This window comes from Pedobacter cryoconitis, from assembly GCF_014200595.1.
GTDB lineage: Bacteria > Bacteroidota > Bacteroidia > Sphingobacteriales > Sphingobacteriaceae > Pedobacter > Pedobacter cryoconitis_C.
On record NZ_JACHCG010000004.1, the window covers coordinates 158,548 to 170,263 of the forward strand.

An 11,716-nucleotide genomic window follows, 5' to 3' on the forward strand; every position below is an offset into this window, starting at 1 on the left:
TTCAGCGCTTATTGTATAATTGTGGTTTCACCAGGTAAATATCCCCGTCTTTGAAACTATACTGTTTCAGTACATCTGCCCTTTTTCGCAAAGCGGATAGATTAAGCAGATCAGGATCGTCTACTGCGTGGAACCAGATCACGTATACTGCATCTTTACAGAAGAAATCATGAATATCGTGGTCTTCGATCCAATGTGGCAGTGAAGTTGCTCTTAATCCTCCGTTAAAGTACACTGCTTCTGCTGCATTAGAATATAACTCATGCCCAGGTTTAAAAGCTGAGGAATGTTTTCTGAGAAACCTGGCAGTTTGGGAATTCTTCCAGGAATCGTCCGTATATCCCGCAATACCGTATTCGCTGACCTCCTGGTACATTCCATAAAGTTTGACAAGTTCACCCGCCTGAAAAGCAATGAGGACAATACCTGCACCAGCTAAAGCTATGTACCGCTTTACAACCGGCAGCCGGACTATTGTTTTCGGTATCCAGCAGGTGAGTACAATCAGCATAGGAATATATACCGGGGAGATAAATCTGTTATTGATCTGCTCGAAATGCGAAAGTGTAGAAACCCCGATAATAAATACGGTATAGACAATAAAAAATGCGGCAAAGCAATTTTCTGTAGTAGTATAACCTTTAACAAACCACACGCGCTTCAAGTATACCACACATACAATCAGGAACAGAACAATAGCCGTGCTCATATAGGCCCCCGGATGCTCGTCCAATGCAGGCAGCCACCAGCAGATCACTTTTCCATAATAAAAAATATTATCTCCTAAAGAGGTAATTCCTGATTCCCTGGGGCCGGTCAGTGATTCTGCTACAAGCCTGTTGTGAATCAGGTTAGCTGCCAATAAAGTAATAGAGAGAAAGCCGAACAGCAAACAATGTCCTGTTTTTTTCCGCCATTCCAGAGAACGGTCAAAAACCATCATCATCAAACCGGTTGCGATCACTGTAATACCTGCATATCTGGTTATACAGGTGATGGCAGCAATAAACGAACAAAAGAGCAGCGCAGTTATGGAACGCGTCCTCATATAGCTTCTAAAGGCTATCAGGAATAAAAGCGACAGCAATATGAATAATGTTTCCGACCAGAACATGGCATAAACATCAAATAGTGACGGGCTGATAGCAATACACAGGAGAATCACCAGTTTATAAATGCGGTTTTTTCCCTGAAATGATTCAATCAGGTTACCGGTACAGAAAATAACCAGCGCAAAGAGCAAGGCGTTCAGCCAGGGCCCCGCAGCAACCGGGTCCAGTCCGGAAAAAAAGGCAGCCGTGCTTAAAAATAAAGGATAAAATATAGGAAAGTCAACTATTGGCTTTAAGGTGTAGTCCAGTAATGCACCATATTCATGGATATTCCTGGCGACGCTTACATATACGATAGAATCGGGGGAGATCCCAATTCCTGTATGACCGGTATAAATCAGGAGCAGGATAAAGCCAAGTAATGCAATAAGAAGGCTATCCAGATTTTTAAAAGCTGATAAACCAGCCAGAGTCTTATTCATTTAGATGTCGTATACTTTTTTTATGTAACAAATATACTGAGAAACGATCAGATATCGTTTTTTGTATGTGATGAATAGTACAGATTAACTATTCTGGAAAATTTTGTAATAATTAGCGGATATTATACAGTTAAAGTTTTTTTTCTGTATCTTATCCTCTTGTTAGTTCACATCACCGATTGCCTGTTTAAAACTCAAATTGTTTTATAAAAATTAATCTCCTATGTGCTAAATGATAAGGGTTTACAAATTTTGAAATAGATTAAATTATGCAACATTATATTGTCAAATTTCAATAATTTAACTTAGAAAATAGAAACACGTCATATTTACACTCATATGTGTAAATTATAAATGGGAATATAAATTACTTAGTCGGCAAATGGAAGGAAAGGTAAAACTAGATCTTATTGAACAGCATGTGGTTGATTTCGTCAGAAAATTAAGAGCTGACAAGAAATTAAGACAGGAAGATATTGCTTACATTATTGGGGTTAAAGCATCTTTCATTGGTAACGTGGAAAACAGTGGAAATCCGGCTAAATACAATTTAAAACACATCAATGTATTTGCCGATCATTTTGGACTGTCGCCCAGAGATTTTCTACCATCCACGGCACTGCTCGAGAAAAAAGACAAAAAAGTGTAGTCCGTCAGTTGAAAGGTTTAATGCATCCCCTAAAATTCCATTAAACCTTTCAATTGATGTTTTTCCGCAAAGAGTTATACCATTCTTTATAGAACGCTCTGTAAACAGCAATACGCTTATCCAGGTTTTCTTCTCTCTTTAGCCGGTCATCGAGCAGGAGTAATTTTTCACCATACCATTTATGAATTTCCTGATGAATGGGGATTCTGTTTTTTTTGTCGCCAAGACTCAGCCTCATCATTCCAAAAAGAGACATACAGGAATTCGTTTCCACAAACTCTATCAGGTTTATAGCTCTTTCACTGGCCATGGAAATATTATTCATAAAATATTGCAGTACTTGTACAGCTTCAATGCCATTCATTCTGCAAAGCAGATTAAAATCAAAAGTCAGGGTTAAAGAACGCTCTTCGTCCAGCAGGAAGTGCTGCGGATAATCCACCAGTGGTGACATATCAATTTCCCATTCTCTCATCAGAATATAACTTTCCTTCATTTTATCCACCGTTGACAGATAAGGATTATCATTCAGCTCACTCAGCATTAAAATATATTTCAGAGATATTCGCTTGACCTTTCTGTCCTTGACTGCTTTTATCTCCGCATTTACTTCTTTTTTACAATCAATCACGATACTCGTGGCCCATAAAGAGACTGCTTCCATTTCCCCTCCGTTAAACGCGTAAAAAGATACCCTGTTAATGAAGTATTGCAATACATCTTCTTGTTTAAGATTGTTGATCGTACAGGCCACCCTGAAATCGTCAGTATAGGCTAACCTATCTCGTCCTTTTGAGTCCATATTATTTATTTTGTTTTCCTCACAGGCATAACCATGTCCATGACTCAAGAGTTTTAATTTTGTTGATTTGCTGCACTGCACAATGGTTTCATTGAAAGCAGTCAAAAGATGTACCTCACCTATTGTCCGTTTAAACGGACAATCATGGCAGGAATAACCGGGTTTGATTAATTGATGTTCTGATTTAGTGCATTATACCACGCTAGATAAAATTTATTATAATTTCTTGTTTTGCTTTCAAGATCACTTTCCCCCTCCAGTCTTTCATCCAGTTTCTGTAATTGAGCTGCGTATTTTTTATACATCTCCTGCTGTGGTAGTATCTTATTTTTAAAGCTTTCATGCTTGCTGCTCAAAAGCAACAGGAAAGCTGTGCTGGGATCTGTTTTAACAACCTGATAGAGATTTAAAGCCCGTTCCCTCGCTAAAGATATCCGGTTGATAAAATATTGAAGCAATTCCTGTATTTCAGTTCCGTTCATCCGGCAGACTAAATTAAAGTCGAATGACAATTCCAGTTGATAACCATCCACAGTCTCTATTTCCAGTTCATAATCTGTAATGGGAAGCATTTCTGAAGACCATTCTTTCATGAGGGAAACAATTTTATAGTGTGCTATCATTTTGGAAGCTCCGCTGCTCATATTTAAAGCAGTCAGTTTCTTGATATATTTTAAACAAATTTCCTGTATTCTATGATCATTTACTGGTTGTGGTTGTCCGCCATGTACTTCTTTAAAATCAATACATGCATTGGTTGCCCACAAGTACATAGCTTCCATGTTACCACCTATAAACGCATAAAAAGAGACATAGCTGATAAAATACTGTAGCAACTCTTCAGGTTTCAAATTATTTATTTTACAGGCAATTTTAAATTCCTGAGTATAATTGAGTTTAATTTGTCTTTTTGTTTCCATCCTTCTTGTTCATTACGATTTAAACATAAAAACAGGTTTCTTTCTTCCAGGAAGATGAAACTTTATTCGGTCTGCAAAAACCTTCAAAATAGCCTTGTTTAGTCCAAAGTGGAACTTTAACCTCTAAAATAATAGTTTTGATTAAAAACACAGAAACATAGGATATATTTTTTCCATATCAAAATAAATTTAACTCTAATTGACAAAAAATTTCCTTCACAATAGTATTGGATTCCAGCCAATTGTTCAACTATTTTGACTGCGCCATTTATATTTAATATTTCTTTTGAAATATTAAATGCCGATAACTTGTTATTGTTTAGGACATTATTAATGATTAAATTACTAACTTAAGGGCTTAAAATAATTAAGATTTATAGTTTTTATCGGGTCAATAGCTAAATTTATACTTAAAATGGTCTATTTTTAGATAGAAACCAATCATTTCTACTATTTCTTAGTGTATTCAGGATGATTTTAAAAAAGCGATTAAACAATTACACCAATAGGTGTTTAAACGAGCGAATAGTTTAATTAATTTTTATTGCCAGATATAATTTAAATGAAATACAATAGTCTCTCTGATAATTCTTTAGTGGATTTATTAAAAGATAACGATGGGTTAGCTTTTAAAGAAATCTATACCCGTTATTGGGTAGGGATCTATAAAGCGGCCTATATCAAAGTTTACCATAAGGAACTGGCTGAAGAGCTGACGCAGAATCTATTTGTAGACCTTTGGAGAAGAAGAGAAAGTATAGCGATCAATTCACTGGACTGTTATCTGTTTGGAAGTCTGAAATATAGTATTATCAACCACTACAAATCTCAGCTGGTTAAAGAAAAGTATCAGGATCATATAATTGGTCAGCTGTCCCCTATGACCAGCAGTACCGATGATTTAGCACTGGTCAATGATCTTTCTAAAGCACTGAACCAGGGGATTGCATTATTACCTAAAAAAACGGGAGAAGTATTCAAGCTAAGCAGGATCGATAACCGGTCTACCAAAGAGATTTCTCAACAATTGAATATTTCTGAAAAAGCAGTTGAATATCATATTACACAATCCTTGAAAAGTATGCGGTTTCATCTAAAGGAATACCTCTTTTTACTACTCACTTTTCTATTCTTTCATAAATTTTAAATTTCTTTCATTTTTCATTAGGGATAAGGCCGCTTAAACGTACATATAGTTTTAAAGGCACCAAATGAAAAGACAAGCCCTTCATTCATTATTAGAAAAATACCTGGAGAACAAATGTTCTCAGGAAGAATTAATCGTGATTGAAAAATTGTACGGCATGCTGGACAGAGATGATCTGGAAGAGATTTATCCAAATGAGTTACCTACACTTGAACAAAAACTATGGGACAGGATCAATCTGGAAACCGATAGTATCAACCAAACTCAGCCGCCTGCTGGCCGGCTCAAACGGTTGTCAATTCTGACCTGGCTTGCTGCCGCCGCAACAATAGCACTTACTTTGACTGCTGGTTATTTGTTTTTAAACAATCATCAGGATCCCCGGTATTTAAAATTCCAGGCACTGACCACTATCCTGGAAAAGAAAAACAATACTTCTGCCCCACTCCGGGTTAATCTGGAAGATGGAAGCGTTGTCATCCTTCAACCTTCTTCTTCCTTGTCTTATCCGGAGCATTTTTCTGCACAGACCCGGGAAGTATCTTTACAGGGAGAGGGTTATTTTCTGATCAGTAAAAATCCACACAGACCTTTCTTCGTCTATAACAAAAATGTAATTACCAGGGTAGTTGGAACCAGTTTCATTGTCAGGTCCAATCCGGTTACGGAAGAAACCCAGGTCATTGTAAAAACAGGAAAAGTAATGGTTTGCCCGAATAAGGATCAGCATTTAGATCTTAAGCATCTTTTTAATCAGGATCAAAAGGTTATCCTTACCCCCAACCAAAAGACAACTTATAAAAAGGACAACGACAATTTTGAAACTACTTTAGTCGCCGATCCCCTTCCAATCGTCCCTGTTAATCAAAATGCACATCAAGCTGCCTACGTATTTGAAGAGGCCCCGCTCACTGAGGTACTGAATCAATTGCAGACCACCTATGGAATTGCATTCATCATTGAAGACCGGGAACTTTACAACAATACGTTTACGGGAGATATTTCCAAACAGAATTTATATCAGAAACTAGACCTGCTGTGCCATACGATAAAAGCACATTATGAAATATCAGGTACCAAAATAATTATCAAAACTAAATAACCGATCAACTAACCTAACCAACCAAAAATCAAAGTAGCCTATGGACCGATTAAAGATCTACTAACCAAATTCCTCAAAAAAAAGAGGCTGACAAAGTTCCCCAACATTGCCAGCCAATAATCTCTGTACGAAATTTTCACATTAACGAACAAAAACTTCTAAAGGTATGAAAAAAAAGCGATTTGTTGCTTTAATCAAAACAGCAATGCGGATATCCATGACACAAATTTTTCTTGGCATTTTATTCACCTGCACGTCCTTCGCCAAAAATGTGACGGGGCAGGAAATATTAAACAAGGAAATCTCAATTAATATTAACCAGGGCCAGATCAAGCAGATACTGGCCGAAATACAACTGCTGACCAAGGTAAACTTCGTCTACAGTGCTACTGTAATCAAAGCACAGCGTAAAGTGAATGTAAGTGCAGTTAACAAGCCTTTAGGGCAGATACTGAACGAGACGCTGAATCCGCTGAACATTTACTATAAAGTGGAGGATAACCAGATCCTGCTTTATGAGAAAGATGTTTCAGGATTAACAGCTGGTTTGCTGACTAATCAGAACCAGCTCACTGTAAAAGGTAAAGTAACTTCTGATAAAGGAGAACCATTGCCGGGTGTAAGTGTCAATGTAAAAGGGACTAAAATTGGTACTACAACAGATGCAAACGGAAGTTATGCGATTGTGGCAACCGGACCGGATGCGATATTGGTTTTCTCTTACATTGGTTTCACCGCTAAAGAAATGCCTGTAAACGGCCGTACCACAATAAATGTACAACTAGTTGAAGAACTTACTTCCTTAGGAGAAGTCGTGGTAGTTGGTTACGGTACGCAACGAAAGAAAGATCTGACAAGTGCAGTATCGGTAGTGAATGTAGGGTCAATGATCAAACAGCCAACTGCATCAGTTAATAATCTCTTGCAAGGCCAGGCTTCTGGTGTTACGGTATTAGGCTCAGGGCAGCCTGGAGAAGAGCCGCAGGTAAGAATCAGGGGTGTGAACACCTTTGGAAATAATAATCCTTTATATGTAGTGGATGGTGTGCCTACGCAAAGTATCGCCGATCTGAATCCGAATGATATTGAGACTATGCAGGTACTGAAGGATGCAGGATCAGCTTCAATTTATGGATCCAGAGCTGCAAACGGGGTAATTGTCATTACCACTAAAAAAGGTAAGGGTAAAGTAAGCGTGACTTATGATGCGTATTATGGTACCCAGCGCCCTAAGGGTGGCAATGTATGGAATATGCTGAATCCCCAGGAAATGGCAGATCTTAAGCATCTGGCCATGACCAATTCGGGAGCTACAGACTTTGTAGATTCTTTATATGGCAGCGGCCCGGCGTACGTACTGCCTGATTATATCTTACCAGCAGGCGCTAAAGAAGGTGATCCAAGAGCCAATCCTGCGCTCTATAAACTAAAACCTTTTTATACTTCTGCGAATGAATACAATAGTTTTTACCGGATTTCAAGAGCGAATAAAGAAGGAACTGACTGGTATCATGAAATATTCAGACCGGCATCAATCACCAGCCAGAATGTGGCCATTACAGGAGGATCTGATCAGGGTAGTTATTTGTTTTCTGCAAATTATTTCAATCAGCAGGGTACTTTACTGAATACTTACCTGAAAAGGTATACGATCCGTTCTAATAGTCAGTATAATGTGAGTAAACACGTCCGTGTGGGTGAAAACCTTGCGTATTCCATTACAAATAATCCGCAGATCGCGGGTTTAAGTGGTGACAATGCAATTGGTCATGCTTTCAGAGAGCAGCCTATTATTCCTGTAAGAGATATCATGGGAAACTTTGCCGGATCTTATGGTGGTAATTTGGGTGATGCTTACAATCCGGTAGCAATGCAGGAACGTACTAAAGATAATAAATCCCAACAAAACAGGTTATTCGGAAATATCTTCGCAGAGGCTGATTTAACAGACTTTTTGACGATAAGATCTCAGTTTGGCGGAGAAAACTATTCGGGTGCTACCCGCGCGTTTGTGTATCCGCAGTATGAGAATTCAGAAAACTCGACAACCAATTCTTATTCAGAATCTGCTTTGGATGGTTATAATTATAGCTGGACCAATACATTATCTTTTAATAAGACATTTAATAAACACCGGATTAAAGCGGTAGCAGGAACAGAGTTTTTTAGAGAAAATACACACGTTTCTACAAGTTCTAACCAGGGATATTTTTCTTTTGATCCGGATTACACCAATCTCTCGACCGGAAGCGGGCCGATGAAAACGACCAGTGAGCGGACGGCCAATACTTTATTCTCCCTGATTGGAAGAGTAGATTATAGTTATAATGATAAATATCTGATCGGTGCAACGATACGCCGTGATGGTTCTTCAAAATTCCTTCAGCATGTATACGGCTGGTTCCCTGCGGTAAGTGCGGGATGGAGAATTTCTCAGGAAGGTTTCCTTAAAAATGTAAAATGGATCACTGACCTGAAAATCAGAGGTGGTTATGGCATCATGGGAAATCAGCTGAATGTAAGTGGTGGTAATTCGTTTACAACCTTCGGAAGCAAAGTAGGGACGTCTTATTATGCCATTGGTGGCGGAAACAATATCGTTTCCGGATTCTATCAGAATCAAACTGGTAATCCAAACGCCAAATGGGAGAAAAACATCAATTCAAACTTTGGTTTTGATGCGACTTTATTTGGTGGGCATATTGATATCTCTGCTGATTATTACCGTAAAAACATCAAAGATCTGTTATATAATCCTGAAATGATCGCAACAAGTGGTGCAGCAAAAGTGCCTTTTGTGAATATAGCACAGATGAAAAACAATGGCTTTGACATCTCTGTTTCCGGAAATACACAGGTCAGCAGTTCTCTTAAACTGAATGCGACGGCTACAATCACGACTTACCACAATGAAATCCAGAAGATTTCTGGTGGTTCTGATTATTATGATGTGGATGCCCGTCGTTTTGATGGAAGTAATATTATCCGCAATGCAGTAGGACATCCGATCAGCCAGTTTTTTGGCTATAAAGTAGATGGTTTCTGGAATTCTCAGCAAGAGGTGGATGAGGCTAACAAAAAAGCACAATCGGCTACAGGTAACCCCAATGATGTTTACCAGACTGATATAGGGGTAGGCCGTTTTAAATATGCGGATGTGAATGGTGATGGCCGTATCACTGCGGAAGACCGTACCTTTTTGGGTAATGCTAATCCATCTTACAGTTATGGATTAAACTTAGGCCTGACTTATAAAAACTGGGACTTCAGTGCATTTTTCTATGGTGTTCAGGGTAACTCGATCTGGAACCAGGTAAAATGGTGGACTGATTTCACGCCATCATTCGGAGGGGCGAAAAGTAAAACAGCTTTATATGATTCCTGGACTCCACAGAATCACAATGCAAAAGCACCGATTCAGGAAACGGCGAATTCATTCAGTACCAATGCGGTTCCTAATTCATATTTCGTAGAAAACGGTTCTTACCTGAGATTAAAAAATGCGCAGATTGGTTATTCTTTCAATTCGGCAAGATTACAGAAAATAGGCGTTAACAAATTAAGAGTTTACCTGTCTGGAGCGAACTTGTTTACGATTACCAAATACTCTGGTGTTGATCCGGAAATTGGCACATCAAGTGAAACCGGACAGCAGACTGCTTATGGAGTTGATGATGGGTCTTATCCTAGTCAGCGCACTTTCTTAGTTGGTGTAAACTTATCCTTTTAATCACCTTTTGGTTTAAAAAATATTAAGATGAAAAAATCTACATTTATTTTATTGACTGTACTGGTTTTGACAGGACAATCATTCTATTCCTGTAAAAAGGCATTACAACAGCCTCCTCTGGGTTCGGTATCTGAAGAACTCGTGGCTAATAAAAACGGTGTAAACTCCCTGCTGATTGGCGCTTACGCGGCGCTGTATGGTATGCAGGGAGCAAACCAGAGTTTAGGCGGCGGTGAAGCCTGGCAGGGTTCACCAAGCAACTGGGTCTTCGGATCAATTGCTGGTGGCGACGCCTCTAAAGGTAGTGACGGCTCTGATCAGCCCGCTATTGACCCTATTGCCAACTTTTATTCTGATGCAAACAATGCTTATTATAACGGAAAGTGGAAGGCACTGTATGAAGGTGTCTCCCGCACAAATAACGTACTGAAATTTTTAGCAAAGGCGACGGACATCACACCGGAGGAAGGAAAAGTTATTGCCGGACAGGCCAGGTTTTTAAGAGCTCACTTCTATTTTGAAATTAAGAAGTTCTGGAACAATGCGCCATGGATCGATGAAACCACCACCGATTTTAATCAACCAGTAAGTACTGAGCTATGGGCCAGAATTACCAGTGATTTCAAATTTGCTTACGAAAATCTTCCTGCAACACAGGGAGAAATAGGCAGAGTCAATAAATGGGCAGCCGGTGCTTACCTCGCAAAGTCTTATTTATACCAGAAGAAATATGCGGATGCTAAAGCGGTATTTGATGTGGTGATCCCGTCGGGCGTAACCAGCAGTGGTAAAAAGTACGATCTGAATGCTTCATTCGAGGATAATTTTATGCCTAGTAAGGAAAACAATCCGGAAGAAGTATTTACGATACAGATGGCAGCGAATGCAGATCCGTCCGGCCCGACAAGTGGTAATAACGGAGATATGCTGAATTTCCCTTATGGGGGCAGTCCATTTGGGTGCTGCGGATTCTTCCAGCCTTCTATTGATTTAGTAAACAGGTTCAGAACCAATGAAACAACGGGTCTTCCTTACCTTTCCAATTACAATGACTACGCGGTTAAAAACGACATGGGTGTTGGCGGAGGTACAGAATTTATTCCTGACCAGGGAACTTTAGACCCAAGAATTGACTGGACTGCTGGCAGAAGAGGTGTTCCTTATCTGGACTGGGGAAATTATCCGGGAGCAGCGTGGATCAGAGATCAGAGCTATGGTGGGCCTTATGGACCAAAGAAAAATATATACTGGCAAAAAACTGCGGCTACAGATGCGGATAAAACAACCTGGGCTCCGGGTTCAGCAATCAATTACCTGGTTATCCGCTTTGCTGATGTCTTGTTACAAGCTGCCGAGTGTGAAGCACAGGCGGGAAGCCTGGCTACTGCACAACAGTATGTAAACAGGGTAAGAGCCAGAGCTGCAAATAAAGAGGGCTGGGTTTATAAATATATAGATGATTCTAACCCGCTTGGAGGGTTCTCTGATGTTCCGGCTGCAAATTATAAGGTGAGTGAGTATCCTGCCGGTGATTTTGCCAGCCAGGGCCAGGCATATGCACTAAGCGCAATCTATTATGAACGTAAGATAGAACTGGCAATGGAAGGACACCGCTTTTTTGACCTGGTACGCTGGGGTATTGCAGAGAAAGAACTGAATGCTTATTTCAACTATCAGGGCAAGATAACTTCTGATGTAAGAAGGGGTAAATTCACGTCCGGAAGAAATGAGTATTACCCTATACCTCAACGTCAGATTGATCTGAGTATTCAGGGAGGTACAAAAATACTGACACAAAACCCCGGGTATAACTAGCCAGAAAATACATTCAG

At 39.5% G+C, this 11,716-nt stretch carries 8 protein-coding genes; 5 read left to right on the forward strand and 3 right to left on the reverse strand.

Annotation, left to right across the window (positions count from 1 at the left end):
* Position 1: 1 nt before the first annotated feature.
* Positions 2-1,534 (reverse strand): hypothetical protein, encoded by a 1,533-nt coding sequence (locus HDE70_RS20425; protein ID WP_183865835.1) that lies wholly within the window; start codon positions 1,532-1,534, stop codon positions 2-4.
* A gap of 382 nt (positions 1,535-1,916) precedes the next feature.
* Between HDE70_RS20425 and HDE70_RS20430 the strand changes: the two genes are divergently transcribed.
* Complete coding sequence (locus HDE70_RS20430; RefSeq protein WP_068403249.1) at positions 1,917-2,183, forward strand: helix-turn-helix domain-containing protein; 267 nt, start codon at positions 1,917-1,919, stop codon at positions 2,181-2,183.
* 49 nt (positions 2,184-2,232) lie between these two features.
* Here the strand turns inward: HDE70_RS20430 and HDE70_RS20435 are convergent, their stop codons facing one another.
* Together HDE70_RS20435 and HDE70_RS20440 are read right to left on the reverse strand one after the other, a co-directional pair.
* Positions 2,233-2,985 carry a hypothetical protein gene (locus tag HDE70_RS20435; RefSeq protein ID WP_183891699.1) on the reverse strand — a complete coding sequence of 251 codons (753 nt, stop codon included), beginning with the start codon at positions 2,983-2,985 and terminating at the stop codon, positions 2,233-2,235.
* 167 nt (positions 2,986-3,152) lie between these two features.
* Positions 3,153-3,905 (reverse strand): hypothetical protein, encoded by a 753-nt coding sequence (locus tag HDE70_RS20440; protein WP_183865837.1) that lies wholly within the window; start codon positions 3,903-3,905, stop codon positions 3,153-3,155.
* Between the two features lie 562 nt (positions 3,906-4,467).
* Between HDE70_RS20440 and HDE70_RS20445 the strand changes: the two genes are divergently transcribed.
* The 4 genes from HDE70_RS20445 to HDE70_RS20460 all read left to right on the forward strand — a co-directional run bounded on the left by HDE70_RS20445 (position 4,468) and on the right by HDE70_RS20460 (position 11,699).
* A complete protein-coding gene (locus tag HDE70_RS20445; protein ID WP_183865838.1) occupies positions 4,468-5,052 on the forward strand; it encodes an RNA polymerase sigma factor in 585 nt (194 codons plus the stop codon).
* A 64-nt stretch (positions 5,053-5,116) separates the two neighbouring features.
* A complete protein-coding gene (locus tag HDE70_RS20450) occupies positions 5,117-6,154 on the forward strand; it encodes a FecR family protein (protein WP_183891700.1) in 1,038 nt (345 codons plus the stop codon).
* Positions 6,155-6,320: 166 nt separating this feature from the next.
* Entirely contained in the window at positions 6,321-9,884 is a 3,564-nt protein-coding gene (locus HDE70_RS20455; RefSeq protein ID WP_183891701.1) for a TonB-dependent receptor, read from the forward strand.
* A gap of 27 nt (positions 9,885-9,911) precedes the next feature.
* Positions 9,912-11,699, forward strand: a complete 1,788-nt coding sequence (locus HDE70_RS20460) for a RagB/SusD family nutrient uptake outer membrane protein (protein ID WP_183865841.1) — start codon at positions 9,912-9,914, stop codon at positions 11,697-11,699.
* Positions 11,700-11,716: the final 17 nt, after the last annotated feature.

Coding starts and splice junctions, on each gene's coding strand:
- HDE70_RS20440 (WP_183865837.1), bottom strand. CDS start 3,905: ATGGAAACAAAAAGACAAATTAAACTCAATTATACTCAGGAATTTAAA.
- HDE70_RS20450 (WP_183891700.1), top strand. CDS start 5,117: ATGAAAAGACAAGCCCTTCATTCATTATTAGAAAAATACCTGGAGAAC.
- HDE70_RS20445 (WP_183865838.1), top strand. CDS start 4,468: ATGAAATACAATAGTCTCTCTGATAATTCTTTAGTGGATTTATTAAAA.
- HDE70_RS20460 (WP_183865841.1), top strand. CDS start 9,912: ATGAAAAAATCTACATTTATTTTATTGACTGTACTGGTTTTGACAGGA.
- HDE70_RS20425 (WP_183865835.1), bottom strand. CDS start 1,534: ATGAATAAGACTCTGGCTGGTTTATCAGCTTTTAAAAATCTGGATAGC.
- HDE70_RS20435 (WP_183891699.1), bottom strand. CDS start 2,985: ATGGACTCAAAAGGACGAGATAGGTTAGCCTATACTGACGATTTCAGG.
- HDE70_RS20455 (WP_183891701.1), top strand. CDS start 6,321: ATGAAAAAAAAGCGATTTGTTGCTTTAATCAAAACAGCAATGCGGATA.
- HDE70_RS20430 (WP_068403249.1), top strand. CDS start 1,917: ATGGAAGGAAAGGTAAAACTAGATCTTATTGAACAGCATGTGGTTGAT.